This window comes from Micromonospora sp. NPDC000442 (assembly GCF_042898635.1).
Taxonomy (GTDB): domain Bacteria; phylum Actinomycetota; class Actinomycetes; order Mycobacteriales; family Micromonosporaceae; genus Micromonospora.
This window is the reverse complement of the sequence record NZ_JBIAYZ010000034.1, coordinates 18883-38599: the sequence shown is the minus strand read 5'-3', so window position 1 is coordinate 38599 and position 19717 is coordinate 18883. Positions and strand designations below refer to the sequence as shown.

The window sequence follows — 19717 nt, the reverse complement described above, 5'->3', positions numbered from 1 at the left end:
ACCGCCGCGCCGAAGACACATCAAACAAATCCGCAGCCACCACCAACACACCCTGCAACCCAGCCGGACAACCCCGCCCGTCAAACAACTCGACCGTCTTCACTTCAAGGTCGAACTTGGCCATCGGGCTGACCTTGGGAACGATCTCGGCCTGTACGTCCGCGAACTCCAGCGCGCCGTCGCCGGTGTTTCGCAGCGTCAGCGACACCTGGAACAGTGGGTGGCGGGCCAGCGACCGGGCTGGGGCCAGCTCCTCGACCAGGCGCTCGAACGGCACATCCTGATGCGCCAGGGCGCCGAGGTTCACCTGCCGCACCCGCCGCAGCACCTCGGTGAACGTCGGGTCGCCGGACAGGTCGGTGCGGACGACCAGGGTGTTGACGAAGAAGCCGACCAGGTCGTCCAGCGCCTCGTCATGCCGACCCGCCACCGGGAAACCGATCGGGATGTCGGTGCCCGCCCCGAGCCGCGACAACAACACCGCCAACGCCGACTGGAGCACCATGAACAAGGTCACGCCCTCGGCCCGCGCCAGGTCAGCCAGCCGCTGATGCACCTCGGCCGGCACCTGCAACGGCACCAAATGCCCGCGGTGCGACGCCACCGCCGGGCGGGGCCGGTCGACCGGAAGCGCCAACTCCTCCGGCGCCCCGGCGAGCGCCTGTCGCCAGTACGCGACCTGCTTCGACAACAGGCTCTTCGGGTCGGACTCCACGCCGAGCAGTTCCTGCTGCCAGAGCGCGTAGTCGGCGTACTGCACCGGCAACGGCGCCCACGCCGGGGCCTCACCGCGCAGCCGGGCCTCGTACGCCGTCGAGATGTCCCGCCACATAAGCGCCTGCGACCACGCGTCGGTGGCGATGTGGTGCACGACCAGCACGAGCACGTGCTGGTCCGCGGCGGTCTCGAGCAGCCAGGCCCGTACGGGGATCTCGGTGGCCAGGTCGAAGGCGTGCGCCTCCGCGCGCGCGATCGCGTCGTCGACGTCGGCGGTCGCCAGCCGCACGACCTCGAGGCGCCACCCGGCGGCGTCGACGATGCGCTGGAACGGCTCGCCGTCCACGGTGTCGAACACCGTACGCAGCGACTCATGGCGGCCCAGCACGTCGCGCAGCGCGGCGCTCAGGGCGGCGACGTCGAGGGCGCCGGTCAGCCGTACCGTGACGCCGCTGTTGTACGTCGGATTCGGGCCTTCCATTTGACTGAGGAACCACAGCCGCCGCTGAGCATAAGACAACCGAACCATGAACGGATCTCCCCTAAGAGCTTGTTGCCGCGGCCGAATTCCAACGCATTGATGGCGGTTCAACAAGGAAGCAGTCGAACGGTGCGCCGGCGCTGTTCAACCGTGTTGTTCAACCGCCGGAAAGGGCGTGGTTGAACAGGGCAAGAAATTGCGCCGCGGAGGTCGTCCCTCCACGGCGCAGCGAACGCGTCGCAGCTGGTTCAGCCGGCGATGAGCCGGTCCCGCTCGACGGCCTCGTAGAGCGCGCGGATGTTGGCGCTGCCGAAGCCACGGGCGCCGCGGCGCTGGATGAGCTCGTAGAACAGCGTGTTGCGCGGGTACGGGGACCGGGTGAACAACTGCAGCAGATAGCCCCACTCGTCGCGGTCGGCCAGCACGTTGGTCGCCCGCAGGCTTTCGATCATCGCGGATCGGTCCGGGAACCGGTCGGCGAGCGCCTCGTAATAGGTCCCCGGCGTCTGCAGGAACGCGACGCCTCGGTCGGTGGCCTCGGACACCGCCGCGACGATGTCGTCGACCAGCAGCGCCAGGTGCTGGACGCCCGGTCCGCCGTTGCGGTGCAGAAACGCGTTGAGCTGGCCCGAGCCGGTCGCCGAGCCCGGCGCCACCAGGGTGAACGTGATGTCGTCCGAGCTGCTGCGGACCACGATCGAGTCCATCGAGCTCCCGCCGACGTCGATGAACTCCGACGAGTACCGGTCCAGACCGAAGGCGTCGGTGTAGAAGTCGGCGTACTGCTCCAGCGTCCCGGCCTCGAGGCAGATCGCGACGTGGTCGAGCAGGCGGATCCGCTGTTCGGGCGCCGAGTCGTCGACCAGCGGCGTCCAGGTGCGGCCACCGGGCAGCAGCACCTCCGCGCTCGCCGGCACGAGTGTGTGGCGGACCGGACCGAAGCTGCCGACGACCGGGCTGCCCCGCACCGTCCCGAGGTCGACGGCGCCCGCCCCGACCGCCCGCGCTCGGGCGGCCGTGACGTCGTCGCAGCCGAACGCGATGTCGGCGACGCCGTCGCCGTGCGCGTCCAGGAACCGCGCCGCCTCCGCGCCGGCGGTCACCACCATCTGCAACCGCCCCTGGCGCAGCAGGATCGAGCGGGACTCGTCGTCGGCGGACTCCGCTACCCGGGTGAAGCCGAGAGCGTCTCCGAGATAATCGACTGCGATTTTGGGTTCGCTCACGTAAAGCTCGATGAACGCGATCTGCCGTGCCGCCATCATACCTCCCGAAGACGGGACTACGCGGGGCTTTCCTACGCCGCGTCAGCGTCACAGACGGGTCCGATAGAGGCAATGCCGGTCGCGATCCGGCAATCAAACAGCGGGTGTCCAACCGTTACCGGCGACGCAGTCGAACACTTCTGGTCCCGCGGTTTACGCTATTCAGGCCGGTGGCGGGGTGAGGGCGTGCTGCTCGGCCGTCGCCAGCTCGCCGGCGCCCACCATCGAGAACACCACCTCGACGACGAGGCCGCCGTGCGGCTGCGGGTGCGCGGTGAGCTCCGCGCCGTGCGCCCGGGCGATCGCGCGGACGATGGACAGCCCGAGGCCGTGATGCCCGTCGTCAGCCGTGCGGCGCAGCCGCTGGAACGGCTCGAAGAGACGGTCCACCTGATCCGCGGAGATGACCTCGCCGGTGTTGGCCACGGTGAGCACCACCCGGCCGATCTTCCGGTGCACGCTGACCTCGACCGTGCCGCCGGGCACGTTGTGGTGGATGGCGTTGTCGCAGAGGTTGACCAGCAACCGGCCGAGCAGCACCGGATCGCCCGGCACCGACACCGGCCGCAGCGAGGTCACCACCTGCACCCCGCGCCGTTCGGCCTCCGGCGCCCGCTCGCGCAGCGCCAGCTCGACCAGCCCGGTCAGGTCAACCATCTCGTCCGCGGCCCGACCCTGCTCGCTGCTGGAGAGGGTGAGCAGCGACTCGAGAAGCTGGCCCCGCTGATCGCTGATCACCAGGAGCCGCTCGAAATTGTGCCGGAACGATTCCAAGCTGGCGCCCGGATCGATCAGCGGCTCCTCGAGCAGCGCCCGCTCCACGGTCAGCGGGGTGCGCATCTCATGTGCGGCGTTGGCGACGAATCCCCTGTGGGCGTCGAGCGCGGTCTCCAACCGGCCGAGCAGGCCGTCGACGGTGTCGGCCAGATCCTTCAGCTCGTTGCGGTTGCCGGGCAGGGCCAGCCGCTCGTGCACGTTGCGATCGGAGATCTGGCGCAGGCGCTCGGTCATCGTCAGCACCGGGCGCAGCACGCGGCCGGCGATCAGCCAGCCGAGGAACAGCGAGATCAAAGCCATGATGGCCAGCGCGATCAGCGGCTGGAGCAGCCCGCTTCCGGCCGTGTCGGCCGCGTCGATAGCGGGCAGTGTGCCGTCGTCGGCGGGGCCGGGCGATGGCGGGCCGGACATCGGGCCGGACGGGAGCGGCGGCGGCGTCACGGGATTGAGGCTCTTGGCCAGCGCCCACATGATCACCAGCAGGACTGTGCTCGACATTACGGAGACGAGGACGTACAGCAGCGTCAGCCGCAGGCGGAGAGGGTGTTGTCCGAGTCGCATGATCAGATCCGGTATCCGGCGCGGGGCACCGTCTCGATCAGCGGCGGATCGCCGAGCTTGGTCCGCAGCCGGTTCACGGTGGCCTTCACCGTGGTGGTGAAGGGGTCGGTCGCCTCGTCCCAGACGCGGTCGAGCAGTTCCTCGGCAGACACCACCCGGCTGCCACAGGTCAGCAGATACTCCAGCACAGCAAACTCCTTAGGACTCAAGTTAAGCCGGGCCCCGGCCCGGGTTGCGGTGCGCTGCGCCGGGTCGAGGCGCAGGTCACCGTGCTCCAGCACGGGCGGCGCTGCGGGCTGCGAGCGCCGGGCCACCGCCCGGATCCGGGCCACCAGTTCCGCGTATGCGAAAGGTTTGGGAAGGTAGTCGTCGGCACCGATGCCCAGTCCCTCCACCCGGTTCGCGATGGTGCCCGAGGCGGTCAGCATCAGCACCCGGCTCAGCGATCTCTGGCTGACCAGCGTGCGGCACACGTCGTCGCCGTGCACCACGGGCAGGTCGCGGTCGAGGACGATCACGTCGTACGGGACCACCGTCGCCCGCTCCAGCGCCGACCCGCCGTCGTATGCGACATCGACGGCCATGCCCTCGCGCCGCAGCACCCGAGCGACCGAGTCGGCCAGGTCCGGCTGATCTTCAACCACGAGTACCCGCATCACACGCCTTCCTGTCTGTGTGACTCAACTGTCGACGACGGTTCCGGACTGACGCTAATAAGACTCCTGTCACAAGCCGGTCACAACGACACGGACCGTGCTGTGACCGCCCGCCGTCTACAAATTCTCACTGACAGCAAGAGTCCCGGAAACAAGGCAGGAGGATGTGATGACCCTGGCCATCCATACTGAATCTCTCAGTAAGCGCTACCGCCGCCACCTCGCGCTCGACGACTGCACGCTGGCGATTCCAGACGGACGGATCGTCGGTCTGGTCGGTCCCAACGGTGCCGGTAAGTCGACCCTTCTCGGGTTGGCGTCCGGCATGATCGCGCCGACCAGCGGAAGCATCGAGGTGCTCGGTCAGCGGCCGGCGGTCAGCGCGGAACAGCTGGCTCGGGTCGGATTCGTCGCTCAGGACGCGCCGGTCTACAGCCGGCTGACCGTTGCCGACCACCTCAAGCTCGGCGCCCGGCTGAACCCGAAGTGGGATCAAGCGTTCGCCGAGCGGCGAATCCGCGAGCGTGGGCTCGACCTCAAGCAGAAGGCCGGTTCGCTCTCCGGCGGTCAGCGGGCCCAGCTCGCGCTGACCGTCGCCGCGGCCAAGCGGGGCGAACTGCTCGTCCTCGACGAGCCGGTGGCGGCGCTCGACCCGCTGGCCCGGCGCGGGTTCATGCGGGACCTGCTCGACTTCGTCGACGAGCTCGAGGTGAGCGTGATTCTCTCGTCGCACCTGCTCGGCGACCTGGAGCAGGTCTGCGATCACCTGATCGTGCTGGCCAACGGCCGGGTGCATATCTCCGGCGACGTGTCGGATCTGCTCGCCGTCCATTACCGGATCACCGGCCGTGCGGGCGACCCCTACCGGCTGCCAGCCGACGCCGAGCTGATCCACGCCGAGAACAGCCGCGGCGAGTCGTCGGTGATCGTGCGGTCCACCTCGCCAATTCCCGGGGCGGAGGCCGTGGACCTCGAGGACATGACCCTCGCCTATCTGACCCGGGCCACCACCACCGGCCCGGTCGGGCCGACCGCAGCAATGACGGGAGCCGACCGATGATCTGGCTGACCTGGAGGCAGTTCCGCGCCCAGACACTGGTGGCCGCGGGGGCACTCGCCCTCCTCGCGATCTACCTGATCTACCTGGGCAGCGAGATCCGCAGCTTCTACGACACGAGGATCGCCAACTGCACGGAGCAGGCGTGCTATCTCGCACGGCTGGACCTGCGGGCCAGCTACGACGACGCGATCTCGGTCATGGTGGTGCTGCTCATCGCCGTACCCGGCCTGATCGGGGTCTTCTGGGGCGCCCCGCTGGTGACCCAGGAGCTGGAGCAGCGCACCGATCGGCTGGTGTGGAACCAGAGCGTCACCCGCACCAAGTGGCTGGCGGTCAAGCTCACCGTGATCGGTCTGGCCAGCATGGCGGTGGCCGGCCTGTTCAGCCTGCTGCTGACGTGGAGCGCAAGCCGGTACGACGAGGTGATCGGTGAGCGGTTCGCGGCGCTGAGCTTCGGCTCCCGCAACATCGTACCGATCGGGTACGCGCTGTTCGCCTTCGTGCTCGGCACCGTGGTCGGCATGATCGTCAAGCGCACGCTGCCGGCCATGGCGATCACCCTGATCATCTTTGCCGGGCTCCAGTTGCTGATCCCGACGGTTGTCCGGCAGAACCTGATGCCCCCGGTCACCGACCGGGTGGCCGTCGACGCCAGCGTGCTCAACAGCGGCGTCGGGATGAATCTGAAGGAGGACAACACCTTCGACATCCAGGGATACACGGCCAACGGGAGCTGGGCTCTCGAGTTCTCGTCACCGCTGTACAAGGCGGACGGTACGCCGTACCGCGGCGAGGACGCGAGGCCCTGCCTCATCCCGGACGACCGGGAGGCCGGCGACTCCTGCACGGCCGCACAGAACCTGCACTTCGACTACATCCACCAGCCGGGCCACCGATACTGGACGTTCCAGTGGATCGAACTGTCAATGTTCCTCGGGCTGTCTATTTTGCTTACCGCGTTCGGGTTCTTCTGGCTCCGGCGCCGCTCCTAGCGGTGACCCCGGCATGGCTACGGCACCGCATTGATGCGGTGCCGTAGCCATGCCGCACTGGGCCCGATGCCCGAATTCTGGAACTCCGGCTGATCCGGCAACCCCCGCCGGCCCCGTCACCACCGGCAGCGCCGCCTCCTCCACGTACTCCACGGGTAGCGGCCGCCGTCGAGCAACTCGCCCAGCTCAGCCAATCCCGCGTCGGTCAACCAGGACCAGAACAGCGCCCGACGCCCGGCCGGCAGGCCCAGCCGCTGCGCCCGGTCGGTCTCGTCCGAGCGCAGCGGACCACCCGCCGCCGGCTCTCCAGTCGCGAATCAGCCGTGGACCAACTCCGGCGTCACCCATGCCGGCAGTGAACCGCCCCGGGTTCTGTGGAGAGTCTCTACAAGATCCGGGGCGGGTCAGATCGGCGGCAGCGACCTCGACTGTGACATGGGCGTACCGGAAGGACCGGTTGGTCTGCCGCACGAGCTGGAACGACGCCACGACCCTGATCGTTTCATCCAATCGCACCCGAACTTTTCGGAGGACCCAACCTGAAGGTTGGCGCGTCACCGAGATCCGAGGACCTGCTCGTGCTGTATCTGTCCACGCCAGTCGATGAGTCCATGATCGCCCGGCCCGAAAAGGCCGGCGGTCGGCGGATCACCCAGGGCACGTATTGGGGGCTTTGAGGATTCTCGCTCGATGCGACTGCGGCCCGCGGTGTATACCCGACCGGGTGCGACCAGTTCCGCGCCTTCGGGGCGCCGGAACCCAATGCCCACGTCGCGGTCGAGCCGGTCGCGCCGCTGGGCCCGCCCGAGCCGGTGGGCGACCTACTCGACCGTCACGCCGAGGCCGTCATCCCGCTACGCGTCCTGATCAACCGATGGGCCTTCTGGGACGCCGTGACCGCCAGCACGGTCTGCTACAGCGGCATCCGGCTCCACAACGCGACACCCTGCCCCCTGACGCCAGTTCCGTCCGACGCGCCCCCGCCCCGTCCGTGGCCCGCCACTCTGGCGCAACACCGCCGAAACTCCAAGGCCAGATCGCCGAACCGCCACGGATGACGCAGCGTGGTCACATCGCCGACCGACTCCAGGCGCGTGTACTCGGACGTGTTCGACTATGTTACGAAGTCGTCTGCGCGCGGGTCGGCATCCCACCCAAGCCGAGCCAGTTCCCGAAGGACTGCTCGCGCACGATGAGTCCAGAAAAGCAGAACTTGATCACGTTCTGCGGTCCTGAAGGACACCGCGAGTGCAAGGGCCCAATGCCTGCCCAAGATCGGCCCGTGTGGCAATGCGGTCACCTCAGCGTGTTGCAACACCTCGGAGCCGGCCCGCGAAGAAAAAATCAACTTGCTGTCCTCGACCCAGAGGCATACTGACGGCCAGCGCATCCGCTTGACGACGCGTAGTGAATCGCCGCGGGTGAAGTCACGACGATCGACATAGGTAAGTCCACCGCGTGCCAGCAAGGTCTTGGAAGCCATCGCGGGATGATATGCCTACAGCCCGATAGCTGGGCGCGCGCCGGCAAGCCTCAGCGGTTCCGCAGGAACCTTCATGGCCAGCGGTACGGATCAAGTAGCGGCCGAGCGGGGGCGCTGGTTAGGCATTCTGCTCGTCAAACGGCTCGTCACTCCACCGCCACCACGCCTCGTCGCCATCGAGGTGAAGAAGAAACTCAGGAACCTCCTGGCCATCCGGGTACCGAAGCGTCACGGCGTTCCGGACGGTCTCGTACGCGTGCTCCCAGGACTCGACATCCTCATCGATGCCATCGAGCAGCCGCAGTTCCTCGGCGAAGAGCGGCCGAAGCTCCGCCAGTCCTTCTCTCGGGTCGACACGAGCGTTCAACCACGGGAAGTCGCCACCGTTCACCACGAGCTCAGCAAGTACCTCGCCGTCGTCACGTCGGTGGAGCGTCCAGGCGCCACCGTGATGATCAATCATGATCGCCACATTAGCGACCGTAGAAGCGTCTCTGCTGACCTGCCCGGCTTCGACACGGTCGCACCTCCGGCCAGCAAATGCACGCATCTGCCGCGGATAACGTATGCCGGATCAAACAAGTGGCTGCCCGGTTTAGCGACGGTGGGCCGGCACGCCGTCGTCTGGTGTGCCAGGATCCTGCTGTGGTCGTGATCGAGATTGTGATGGGTGACATCACGCGGGAGCACGTGGACGCCATCGTCACGGCCGCGAACGAGTCACTGCTCGGTGGCGGCGGTGTGGACGGCGCGGTTCACCGCGCTGCTGGGCCTCGCCTGGCGCAGGCTGGAGGTGCGATCGGCCCCTGCGAGCCGGGAGACGCAGTGGCTACCCCGGCGTTCGACCTCGACCCACCGGTGCGGCACATCATCCATGCTGTCGGGCCGATCTGGGAAGGCGGCGGTCACGGTGAGGCCGACCTTCTGGCCTCCTGCTACCGAAGGAGCCTGCAGGTCGCCGACGAACTCGGCTCCCGGAGCGTCGCCTTCCCGGCAATCGCCACCGGCGTGTACGGCTTCCCCGCCGACCAGGCCGCCCGGATCGCCGTAGCAACGATCAGGTCCACTTCGACAAACGTCCAACTTGCAAGACTCGTCGCCTTCGACGACGACACCCGCAAGCACCTACAAGCCGCAGTGACAGCCATGGGCTGACCCATCCGGATCTCATAAGTTCTGTCGGGTCGCCCGGCCATGACCAGTGACACCACGTCACCTCAGACGTCCGTTGAGCGTCTCCGTCTCCAGCCAGCGGGCTTCTCGATCCAGGATCGGCAGGAAGCCACGGCGCGTCTGGTCCTTGACGCTGCATGAAGGTGCAGGGCCGGTATCGTCGGCGGCGGCACGTCCTGAAGTGACCGCGCGGCCGCTGGTATGCGTTTACGCCGCCGCGGTGACGGTGTCCACCGTAGTGCAGCCACTGGCCGGGCTCAGGCTGAGCGCGATGACCGCGTCGAGCCGGTCCCGGACCTCAATGAGTCGGGTGATCTGCTCGTCGATGCGGTCGCGCTCGCCGTTCAGCATGGCTCGGGACTGCGGTGTGGTGACCTTCGCGTCGACGCAGGGCAGGAGGTCCAGGATCGTCTTGCTGGACAGGCCTGCGCCGTACAGCATTTGGATCAGGTGCACCCGGTCGGCCGCCATGTCGCCATAGTGACGCTGACCGCCGTTGCTGCGCGTGCTGGTCAGTAGTCCTTGTTCCTCGTAGTAGCGCAGCGCTCGCACCGACACCCCGGTCTTGGTCGCGAGTTCACCGATCCGCACGACTTCTCCCCCTCAACTGGTGACGCCAGACACAGCACTTGCCTCTAACGTCAGCGTCAGGTTCTAGCGTAGCCCCCGCAACGAAACATCTTGAGCCTGTGGAGGCATCCCATGCGTATTTCTGGTTCGGTCGCGCTCGTCACGGGCGCCAACCGTGGACTTGGCAAGCACTTCACCCAACAGTTGCTGGAGCGTGGCGCGACCAGGGTGTATGCCACGGCCCGCAACCCGGAACTGATCGACATCGCTGGCGTTGAGAAGCTGCGCCTGGACGTCACCGACCCGCAGTCGGTGGCGGACGCGGCGGCCGCCGCCCCCGACGTCACCCTGCTGATCAACAACGCCGGACTCGCCACCGGGGCAAACCTGGTCAGCGGCGACCTGAGCAAGATCCGGTTGGAAATGGACACGCACTTCTACGGCACCCTCGGCATGGTTCGGGCGTTCGCGCCGGTGCTCGCCAGCAACGGCGGCGGGGGGATTCTCAACGCCCTGTCCGCACTGTCATGGTTCTCCTACGACGGGGCCAACGCCTACAGCGCGGCGAAGGCAGCCGAGTGGAGCCTGACCAACGGCATCCGCATCGAACTCGCCGAGCAGGGCACCCTCGTGACCGGGCTGCACCTGGGCGCTGCCGACACCGACATGGCGGCCGGCTACGACGGCGACAAGATGGCCCCCGCCGACGTGGTCCGTGCCGCACTCGATGGCATCGAGGCCGACAAGCTCGAGGTCATTGCCGACGAATGGAGCGCCTACGTCAAGGCATCCCTCGCCGGGGACCCGAGCGCGTTCTACACCGCCGCCTCGGCGAGCTGACGAAGCAGGTCGACGAGGGCCCCGGGCACGGCGGCCAGGTCTGCGCGGCCGGTGGGGACGCGCAGACCCGCCGAACGCGCGGCGTCCCGAGCCACCTCCGCGAGCCGCTCACCCTCTGGATCGAAATCTCAGTCACCACCACAGCGCACGGTCATCAACCTCCCACGGTTACAGCCTTCACGCTCAGTCACGCAGACTCCGAGCATGCTCACGCTGCGCCAGCCAGGCATCACCGCCCAGTTTCCGGTGAGCCTTTCGGGTGACGTTGGGCGAAGTCCCAGACGATGGCGCTGGCGTCCGGGCCTGCGCGATCGGTGAAGAGGCCATCGCCGGCAGGGCCTGGCCAGACGTGCCCCATATCGTGGACGAGGTACGACTCGACGACAGACGTGCCGTCCGGCGTGGTGATGGTGGCGTGCGTGTACGAGTGCCTGCCCGGTTCCGCGGGCACCGTCGTCGTCTCTTCGACAAGGTCCAAACTCTCGTTGAGTAGACCATCGTCGACGAGGTCGCTCACCGCGGTCCAGTGCTCGACGAGGCGAGTGGCGACGATTGGTGGGACGACGTCATCCTCCTCGCCCTGGATGACGAGCAGCGGCACCTGCCGCGCCCGGTCGCCCATCTGGGACCACGCCTGACGTGCGGTGTAGTCCGGCGGGGTGCCGCCGGGGTCGTCCGGGTCCACCTGGTTCAGCCCGTACTCGCCTCCAGCGACCGACGTCGCGGTCGCGAAGACGTCGGGGTAGGTCGCCGCGAGGATGACGGCGGCCCCCGCACCGGACGACGCGCCGGCGACGTGCACGTGGTCCGGGTCCGCGTTGTACTCCTCGACCACCTTCCGGGCCACGCCTGCGAGCAGCGCGGGTTCTCCGTCGTAGCGGTGCTGTTCCCGCGGGTCACCCGAGTTCCAGCAGTTGATCGCGCTGCGGAACATGCGCTGCGTCGGATAGACAACGATGAAGCCCTCACGGTCGGCCAGATCGTTGAACTGCGTCGTGAACTTCATCGAGTTCCACCCGTACCCGGACATCCCGCACCCGTGGATCGCCATGATCACCGGCAACCGGGTCGTGCCGTCGTACTGTGGCGGCAGGTGAACCTGGTAGCGCTGGGAGCCGACGTCGCTTTCGTACTTGTGATTGCGATCTCCCTCCCCCATCCACCATGGCAGGCCAAACTGGAAGACCGCAGCACCGACACCGATCGCGGCCACGAGCACCAGCACGACGCCGGAGGCGATCCAGAGCCATCGCCGCCGACGAGGCCGGTCGGACAGCGGCTGATCAGACTCGAGCCCCTGGTTCGGTGCGGTCATGGAGTGCTCCTCTCGCCGGTCGGCGCTCACCTGCTGGTAGTTGCCACGCTGGCGGTGCTGGCGGCGACGATCGCCGCTGCTGTGCGAGTCACCGCGGTGGCGACCGTCCCGGGTCCCCAATGGCCCCGTGCGATCTCGCTGGCCCGGGTCACCGTCGTCGACGTCCAGGGCAACGGGGGCCGCAGCGAGGGCATGGCGCCGCTGGCGAAGAGCAGCCCGATGATCGCCGAGGTGCGGGGATCGGGAGCTTCACCTGCCTCCAGGATCCGGCGAATCCGCGCTCGCAGCCGCGCCTCGTGCGCCCCGTCGGCCGCAGGCCACCGGGTGGTGCGGAACACTCGCAACACCCGCGTCTCCTCACGACGAAGCAGGCCGCGGGCCACGAGCCGGTCGACCACTTCCCGCCAAGGTCGGTGCCAAGCGTGACGAGCAGCGGTTGTACCCGCTGGGTCTTCTCGGCGATGGTGTCGTAGGCGGACTGCAGCAGCGGGTCGGGCAACGGACCCTCGCCCGCCGGGGTGACCTGTGGGCCGTTCAACTCCCCGGAGCCGTCGGTTTGGATCCGATTGAGCCGCGCGGGTTCGGTGAGCACCGCGCCGCCAAGCGTGTAATACAGGGTGCCCGCCGCCTGGATGGAAGTGCCGTCGTCGCCCATCAGGAGCAGCATGAGGTCGTCGACGATGAGCAGGTCGTTCCGTGCCGACATCGGCGTCTCGCCCACAGGTGGTTCCTTCCCCTAGTCTTCGCGCGTTGCCCCTTCCCGTCGGCTCAGCCCAGGAAGGTGCGCAGGGCGGCGTTGACCTCTTCGGCGTGGGTCCAGAGCAGCCCGTGTGGGGCGCCTTCGACCTCGACGTACTCGGCGTCGGGAAGTTCCCGGCGGAAACGCCGGGCGGTGGTGTCGATGGGGAGGATGTTGTCGGCGGTGCCGTGCAGGATCAGGGCCGGCTTGCCGCTGGCACGGACCGCCTCGACGTCTTCGCGGAAGTCCTCGATCCAGGATGACACGACGGCGTAGGCCGCCACCGGCGCGCTGGAGACGGCGACGTTCCAGCTGCCGGTGACAGCCTCCTGGCTGATCCGGCTGCCGAGGTTCTCGTCGAGGTTGTAAAAGTCCGAGAAGAACTGCGTGTACCAGGCGTAGCGGTCACCTTTCGCCGCGGCCTCGATCCCGTCGAAGACCTTCTGCGGCAAGCCCTGTGGGTTGTCGTCACGGGCGACCAGGAACGGTTCGAGTGAGGCGAGGAACGCCAGCTTCGCCACCCGCTGGTGGCCGTACCGCGAGACGTAGCGGGCCAGCTCACCGGTGCCCATCGAGAACCCGACCAGGACGACGTTGCGCAGGTCGAGCGTCTCCAGCACGGTGTTCAGGTCAGCGGCGAACGTGTCGTAGTCGTAGCCGGAACCAACCTTCGACGAGCGCCCGAAGCCGCGGCGGTCGTAGGTAATCACTCGGTACCCGGCAGCGAGCAACTCGCGTGTCTGGAGCTCCCAGCTGTGGCCGTTCAGCGGATACCCATGGATGAGGACAACCGGCTGACCTGCACCCTGATCCTCGTAGTACAGCTCGATCGGGGTGCTGTTCTCGTTCCCGACGGCGATGAATCCCATGATCGTTTCCCTTCTGTCATCGGTTGCGGAGCATGGAGTCGGCGAGTGGGACTCCGCCGTTCCAGGCGTTGACGACCGGTTCGGTAGCCGAACCTCCGGGCAGAATCCGTTTCAGCAGCGCAAGGCTCTCGGTGCCGGTGATCCGACCCAACTGGCCACGGCGACCACACCCAGACTGAGCGGAAACGCGGTGACCTGTGCATGCTCCGGGCAGTTCGTGAACTCCGGCAGTGGCGATCGCGAAGGCGAGCATCATCACCAACGTCGCGGCCAGGGACGATCAGCTCCGGCCGTCCGTACACAGCGGTGGCGAAGTCAAATCGCCGCTTCTCCCCGCCGGACAGCTGCTTGTCGACGGGTCTGGCTGACATCGCGGTTCCTTTCGTCTGACACCATGTTCCCGTCAGCGCCGCCATCTTCGCGTCGGTATAAGCCCCTTAGCTGTCACCGTCAGCGCGCTGCCGCCTGCTCGAAGCCGCTCTCGACCGCGGCATCCGAATCATCAGTCGTCCGTGCGCAGAACGCGGCATTGTGAATGTGGTACGCATCAGGAGTAAGAACGATCCGCGTCGGCAACAACGGCCTACTCCGACACCGACAGACTCACCCCACACTCGGGTGGGAGCGAACTTGGCCGACCTTCTAGGCCGGTACATAGAGCGCGTCGCCGTCGAACACCCTCTCGCCCAGGCACAGGCCGGACGCAGCGGGGCGTTCGTGGTGCGCGGAGAAGCAGGTGGCGCTCCGGCTGACCGCCATCAACTTCGGGCCGCCCTACACATATCTTCCGCAGACTCGACATCACTTCCGCCGGCAGCTCAAAGAACTGCCGCGGCCTGACCGGGGCGGCGCTCTCGCGCAGTCTCAGAATGCCAGCGCGTCAGATCGGCGTGGCGAAGGTGCCGTCAGTGGCGAGTTCGGGCAGCAGACAACGAGCGGTCGCTATGCTCGCCGCGTCCTCGTGCAACCTGATCCAGCGTGACAGCGGCACCTTTCGCCCAGAATCACCTGAGTGGCCGCATCGAGCACGGCCCGCCGCGTGCGCTCGTTGTTCCGCGTCCGTCGCCCCTCAGCCACACCAGACCACCCGCCGCACATGGACGACGTTACTGACCGAGCGTTCTGCAGTACGGCACAAGCGTAGGTGGCGGGGCCCCCGGATCAGGACACGAGTTCGCGTTCGTGTTCTGCGGCGAGATCCGTGTTCGCAGCCGCGCCTCGGAGCGTGACAAGGGCCCAGATCGCCGTGAGGACCATGATCCCGATGCCGGCTATGCCGGTGACGATGATCGCGTCGGTGAAGGCGGACTCGGCGACCTCGAGGATGGCCGCCCCGTCATCGCCACCGACCTCGCCCGCTACCAGCAGGGCCTCTGCCATCGTCGAGGACGCCCGTTCGGCGATGGACGCCGGAAGGTTGAGCGCATCGGTTCCGGCGGTGACCACCCTGGTGTACCAGGCGACGAGTATCCCACCCAGTACGGCTGTTCCCAATGTCGTGCCGACCTCGTACGCGGTCTCCGAGGTCGCGGCGGCCTGTCCCGCACGTTCGGGCTTGATGGAGCTCATGATGATGTCGTTGCTCAAAGCAAGTCCCATGCCGGCGCCCAGCGAAACCAACGCGAGAGACGCGGCGATCAGGGCGGGGCTCGATGTCGGCGACAGCAAGTTGGTCAGCCCGAAGCCGACAGCGGCGATCAGGAGTCCGGCGGTGATGACGTAGGCGGGGAGGAGGCGCTTGACCACCACTGCCGCAACAAATGCGGCGGTAGCGGCGAATATCGCCTGGGGTATGAGCCAGATGGACGCCTGGAGCGGGTTGAGGCTGAGTACAAGCTGGAGGTACTGGATGAGTGCCACCAGCGCGCCGACCATCGCGAAGATCGACAGCAGATCCGCGACGACGGCGCCGCGGAAGTATCGCACTTTGAACAGCCTGACATCCAGGAGCGGAGCGGAGAGCGTGAGTTGCCTGCGGACGAAGAGGGCGATTGCGGTCACGCCGAGGACGAGAGCAGCGATCCCGAGAGCGGTGTCCCTGCCGCCCGTGAGGGCCTTGATGGCGTAGACCACGCCGATCATGCCCACGAAGGAGAGCACGACGCTGCTGATATCGATCTTGCCTAGGTCGGGGTTGCGACTCTCTGGCAGTAGGAACGGGCCGAGCATGAGCAGAAGCAGCATGACCGGGATGTTCATCAAGAACGCCGCCTGCCAACTGAATGTCTCGATGACCCAGCCGCCGACAATCGGTCCGACCGCCGCGCCGACCGAAGCCATCGCTGCCCATGCGGCCATCGCATAACGGCGCTGCTGCCGGTCGAGGAACATGTTGCGCACCAGCGACAGCGTCGAGGGCATCATGATCGCACCGCCCACGCCCAGGAGAGCACGAGCACCGATCAGCATCAACGGCGATGTGGCCAACGCGCCGGTCACGGATGCGGTCGCGAAGACGACCGCGCCGATGAGCAGGTTGCGTCGACGACCGAAGCGATCACCCAGGGTGCTCATGGCCACGAGCAGACCGGCGAGCACGAGCGAGTAGATGTCGATCATCCACAACTGTTCGACACCCGTGGGGCTCAACTCAGCGGAGATGGCGGGCAAACCCAGGATCAGGACGGTGCCATCGATGGCTATCAGCAGCAGAGGCAGGACCAAGACGGCAAGACCAATCCAGCTCCTGGCGGTGGCCTTGGGGGCGGCGTCATTCATGAAGGTTCCTGATCACTGGTCGGGTGGGCTGTCGCACACAGCCTACAGTCCAGATGGTCGGTTCGACAAAGCAGTTGTGCTGCTGTGCAGTCTAATCATTTGGCTAGCTGAGGGGCGGTCGTCTGACGCGCTCCACCACTTAGCCGCAGATACGCGCTGGGGCTGCCCATGCCGATCACCCCAGCAACCCTCGTTGCCGGTCGTTGCCGTGTGGTCAGGCCCGCAGCAGTGGCGGCGGCTGGGCGTCGGTGGAAGTTCCGTCCGTGGATGACGCGTTTCGCACTCACCAGAAGTCCTTAACTGGTGCGGTTTTTGCCTCGTTGTCAGGCTGGCAGCAGTGGCCGCACCTTCGAGTCCGTCGGAGCCCCTGATGTCGTCGCCGGTCGTCACCGTGGCGCGAGGTGGATGGTCGCTGCCTGCGGCCTGCCAGGACCAGCAACAGCGCCGGCGGGCGCCGGCCACCCGGCCACTCGGCCACGGTTGAGACCCTGCTCTGGCGGCCGCGGTTCGCGTCGGTGATAATCACCTAGTTCTTAGCTCCTTGTACGCTGCCGACGGACTCAGGTGAGAGCGAACTGGCGAACCTTCTGGGCCGGCGTGCAGAGCGCGAGGCCGTCGAACACCTACTCGCTCAGGCACAGACCGGACGCAGCGGGGCATTCGTGGTGCGCGGGGAAGCGGGCATCGGGAAGACCGCGATCCTGGAGCACGCCCGCGACACCGCGGCTCCCTTGGGGTTCCGAGTCGAGCAATCGGTCGGAGCGGAGTCCGAGACACAGTTCGCGTTCGCCGGTCTGCACCAGCTGTGCGCGCCACTGCTTGACCACACGGATGCGCTACCCGAACCGCAGCAGGCCGCCCTCGGCGTGGCGCTCGGCTTACGCGCCGGAGCGGCACCGGACCGGTTCCTGGTCGGGCTGGCCACCCTCAACCTGCTCGCCGAGATCGCCGAGGAACAGCCGCTGCTGTGCCTCGTCGACGACGCCCAATGGCTGGACGAGGCCTCCGCGCAGGTCCTGGCGTTCGTGGCACGCCGGGTGGCAGCCGAGCGGATCGCTCTGGTCTTCGCGCTACGTGACGCCAGCACGAGCGAGGGTCACCCGCTCTGCGGACTGCCAGAACTGCGCCTGGACGGGCTCGGCGAGACCGATGCCGAAGCGCTGCTGGCGGCCGCGGTGCGCACCCCGCTGGACGACAGGGTCCGTGACCGGATCGTCGCCGAGGCACGCGGCAACCCGCTTGCGCTGCTGGAACTCCCCCGCAGCACGCCGCCCATGCAGCTGGCCGGCGGGTTCGAACTGCCCGACACCCTCAGCGTCCCGCACCGCGTCGAGGACGAATTCCGGCGCCGCTCCGGCAATCTGCCCCCCGACACCCAGCTGCTACTGCTGGTTGCCGCCGCCGAGCCGACCGGCGACGTGGCGCTGCTGTGGCGCGCCGCCGCGGAGCTGAGGATCGCCCGCGCGGCGGCCGCACCCGCAGAAGCCGCCGGACTGCTCGAGATCGATATCCGGTTGCGGTTCTGTCATCCGTTGGCGCGTTCGGCGGTCTACCGGGCCGCCACGCCACCCGACCATCGCCGCGCCCACGGCGCCCTGGCCGCCGCCACCGACCCGCAGACCGACCCGGACCGGCGCGCCTGGCACCGCGCACAAGCGGTCCTGGGCACCGACGAGGAAGCCGCCGCGGAGCTGGAACGCTCGGCGGACCGGGCACGGGCCCGTGGCGGGCTGGCCGCCGCGGCCGCGTTCCTACAGCGCGCGGCAACCCTCACCCCCGATCCCGCCACCCGTGCCCGGCGGACGCTGGAAGCCGCCCGCGCCAAGCACGAGGCCGGCGCGTCCGAAAGCGCGCTGGAACTGCTCACGGCGGCGCCGCTCGGGCCGCTGGATCCCCTGCAACGCGCGCATCTCGACCTGTTGCGAGCCCAGATCGCTTTCCACCTGACCCGAGGCACCGAGGTGCCGGGCATGCTGATGGATGCCGCCAAGGCACTCGCCCCGTTGGACGCCGCACTGTCCCGCGAGACCTACCTACATGCGCTGGATGCGGCGATCATCAACGGAGGGGGCGACGCGGTGCGCATCGCCGAAGCGGCCCTGGTCGCCCCCGCACCCGAGGCGCCGCCGCGACCGGTGGACCTGCTCCTCGACGGGCTCGCGACGACCCTGACGAGGGGCTATGTGGCGGGAGTGCCGGGGCTACGGCTCGCGCTGGAAGCGTTCCGCGACGGCCCGCAGGCAGAATCTGTGCAGTCCAGCCAGAGCGACCGGTGGCTGTGGCTGGCCGGCCGCAACGCCGTGGCGGTCCTCGACGACGAGCTGCTCTATGTACTGGCCAGCCGCAACGTCCAGCTCGCTCGTGAGGCCGGCGCGCTGGCGACGCTCCCCGCCGCACTCAACTTCCTGTCCATCACATCGGTCCTGATGGGCGATCTCGCCCACGCCGACGAGCTGGCCACCGAGGCCACGGTGATCACACAGGCGACCGGGGGCGTGCCGCTGCACCATGCTCGCGTCATTCTCCACGCCTGGCGTGGCGACCAGGCCGAGACCACCGCGCTCAACGCCATCATTGCTCAAGAGGACATCTACCCCGACGGCGGTACGGATGTCTCCCTGGCTCAGTACGCGATGGCGGTGCTCCACAACGGGTCGGGCAACTACTCGGTCGCGCAGGAAGCGGCGACGAGGGCGTGCAGGTCCGACGAACAGTCGATCAGCAGCGCGGGCCTACCCGAGCTCATCGAGGCTTCCGTCCGTGCCGGCGACCCGGCACGAGCGGCGCTCGCACTGGAGCAGTTCACCTCACTCGCAGATGCGTGCGGCACCTCATGGGCGCTCGGCCTGGCGGCGCGCTCACGAGCGCTGACCAGCACGGGACCCGAGGCCGAGGAGCACTACCGCGAGGCGATCGAACGGCTCGGAAAGTCCCGGATGGCCAGCGAGGCGGCTCGTGCACAGCTCGTCTACGGCGAGTGGCTGCGCCGCGAAGGCCGCCGCCAGGACGCGCGTAAGACCCTCCGCACCGCCCACCAACTGCTATCGGACATGGGTGTAGAAGCGTTCGCCGGCCGGGCCGCCCGCGAGTTGCGCGCCACCGGTGAACACCCACGCAAACGCAGCACCCAGCCGGCCCACGCCCTCACCACTCACGAGCTGCACATCGCCCGATTGGTCGCCACCGGGGCGACCTCCCGGGAGATCGCCGCACAGTTGTTCCTGAGCCCACGCACCATCGAAGCGCACCTGCGCAGCATCTTCCGCAAACTCGGCATCACCTCGCGCCGACAGCTCAAGGATCTGCCGCTTCCCTGACCAGACATGCACATACGGCCGAAGCCCTTGCGAAGGCCGAGCGTCGGCGCCCGTCCTACCAGCCGCGTTCGGCAGCCTGACCTCATTACTCGTGATCGCGGCTCATGAGCGGTGAGCGCGTCCTGGTCGACGGAGCCCGCGACGCTGGGCGGACGATGGCCGACCGTCCCGCGTGGCGGATCTG

15 protein-coding genes and 2 pseudogenes are annotated in these 19717 nt (G+C 67.9%); 7 read left to right on the top strand and 10 right to left on the bottom strand.

The features are described 5' to 3' along the window. The 4 genes from ACFY2A_RS29460 to ACFY2A_RS29445 all read right to left on the bottom strand — a co-directional run. On the bottom strand, positions 1–1198 hold a 1198-nt coding region (locus ACFY2A_RS29460), incomplete at its 3' end, for a condensation domain-containing protein (protein WP_387176466.1). 248 nt (positions 1199–1446) lie between these two features. Continuing rightward, the gene (hppD, locus tag ACFY2A_RS29455) at positions 1447–2460 is read right to left on the bottom strand and encodes a 4-hydroxyphenylpyruvate dioxygenase (protein WP_387176464.1); all 1014 of its coding nucleotides are present in this window, start codon (positions 2458–2460) and stop codon (positions 1447–1449) included. A 165-nt stretch (positions 2461–2625) separates the two neighbouring features. Beyond that, on the bottom strand, positions 2626–3738 hold the full coding sequence (locus ACFY2A_RS29450) for a sensor histidine kinase (RefSeq protein ID WP_387176462.1): 1113 nt from the start codon (positions 3736–3738) through the stop codon (positions 2626–2628). A gap of 65 nt (positions 3739–3803) precedes the next feature. Then, entirely contained in the window at positions 3804–4457 is a 654-nt protein-coding gene (locus ACFY2A_RS29445; RefSeq protein ID WP_210937137.1) for a response regulator transcription factor, read from the bottom strand. A gap of 169 nt (positions 4458–4626) precedes the next feature. Here ACFY2A_RS29445 and ACFY2A_RS29440 point away from each other — a divergent pair, with 169 nt between their 5' ends. The 3 genes and pseudogenes from ACFY2A_RS29440 to ACFY2A_RS29430 all read left to right on the top strand — a co-directional run. Then, on the top strand, positions 4627–5517 hold the full coding sequence (locus ACFY2A_RS29440; protein WP_363925494.1) for an ABC transporter ATP-binding protein: 891 nt from the start codon (positions 4627–4629) through the stop codon (positions 5515–5517). Continuing rightward, positions 5514–6509, top strand: coding sequence for an ABC transporter permease subunit (locus ACFY2A_RS29435; protein WP_363925495.1), 996 nt, complete (start codon positions 5514–5516; stop codon positions 6507–6509). Before ACFY2A_RS29440 ends, ACFY2A_RS29435 begins: the two co-directional genes overlap by 4 nt. Positions 6510–7246: 737 nt before the next feature. Continuing rightward, positions 7247–7567, top strand: a pseudogene (locus ACFY2A_RS29430) (DUF6886 family protein); the annotation flags it as partial. 56 nt (positions 7568–7623) lie between these two features. On the opposite strand, the gene ACFY2A_RS29425 reads toward ACFY2A_RS29430, so the two are convergent. Further along, entirely contained in the window at positions 7624–7992 is a 369-nt protein-coding gene (locus ACFY2A_RS29425) for a hypothetical protein (protein WP_387176459.1), read from the bottom strand. A gap of 73 nt (positions 7993–8065) precedes the next feature. Between ACFY2A_RS29425 and ACFY2A_RS29420 the strand changes: the two genes are divergently transcribed. Further along, on the top strand, positions 8066–8647 hold the full coding sequence (locus ACFY2A_RS29420) for a hypothetical protein (RefSeq protein WP_387176457.1): 582 nt from the start codon (positions 8066–8068) through the stop codon (positions 8645–8647). Next, a complete protein-coding gene (locus tag ACFY2A_RS29415) occupies positions 8638–9147 on the top strand; it encodes an O-acetyl-ADP-ribose deacetylase (protein WP_387176455.1) in 510 nt (169 codons plus the stop codon). Before ACFY2A_RS29420 ends, ACFY2A_RS29415 begins: the two co-directional genes overlap by 10 nt. 225 nt (positions 9148–9372) lie before the next feature. Here ACFY2A_RS29415 and ACFY2A_RS29410 read toward each other — a convergent pair whose 3' ends face one another. Further along, on the bottom strand, positions 9373–9756 hold the full coding sequence (locus ACFY2A_RS29410) for a MerR family transcriptional regulator (RefSeq protein ID WP_387176453.1): 384 nt from the start codon (positions 9754–9756) through the stop codon (positions 9373–9375). A gap of 111 nt (positions 9757–9867) precedes the next feature. Here ACFY2A_RS29410 and ACFY2A_RS29405 point away from each other — a divergent pair, with 111 nt between their 5' ends. Beyond that, complete coding sequence (locus tag ACFY2A_RS29405; RefSeq protein WP_387176451.1) at positions 9868–10575, top strand: SDR family oxidoreductase; 708 nt, start codon at positions 9868–9870, stop codon at positions 10573–10575. Positions 10576–10804: 229 nt separating this feature from the next. On the opposite strand, the gene ACFY2A_RS29400 is transcribed toward ACFY2A_RS29405, so the two are convergent. The 4 genes and pseudogenes from ACFY2A_RS29400 to ACFY2A_RS29385 all read right to left on the bottom strand — a co-directional run bounded on the left by ACFY2A_RS29400 (position 10805) and on the right by ACFY2A_RS29385 (position 16216). After that, positions 10805–11890, bottom strand: a complete 1086-nt coding sequence (locus ACFY2A_RS29400; RefSeq protein WP_387176449.1) for an alpha/beta hydrolase family esterase — start codon at positions 11888–11890, stop codon at positions 10805–10807. A 26-nt stretch (positions 11891–11916) separates the two neighbouring features. Further along, positions 11917–12545: pseudogene (locus ACFY2A_RS29395) on the bottom strand (GPP34 family phosphoprotein). 113 nt (positions 12546–12658) lie between these two features. Then, the gene (locus tag ACFY2A_RS29390) at positions 12659–13498 is read right to left on the bottom strand and encodes an alpha/beta hydrolase (protein ID WP_363925507.1); all 840 of its coding nucleotides are present in this window, start codon (positions 13496–13498) and stop codon (positions 12659–12661) included. Between the two features lie 1161 nt (positions 13499–14659). Next, complete coding sequence (locus tag ACFY2A_RS29385) at positions 14660–16216, bottom strand: MFS transporter (RefSeq protein WP_387176447.1); 1557 nt, start codon at positions 16214–16216, stop codon at positions 14660–14662. A gap of 548 nt (positions 16217–16764) precedes the next feature. Between ACFY2A_RS29385 and ACFY2A_RS29380 the strand changes: the two genes are divergently transcribed. Further along, on the top strand, positions 16765–19533 hold the full coding sequence (locus ACFY2A_RS29380; protein ID WP_387176468.1) for an ATP-binding protein: 2769 nt from the start codon (positions 16765–16767) through the stop codon (positions 19531–19533). Positions 19534–19717: the final 184 nt, after the last annotated feature.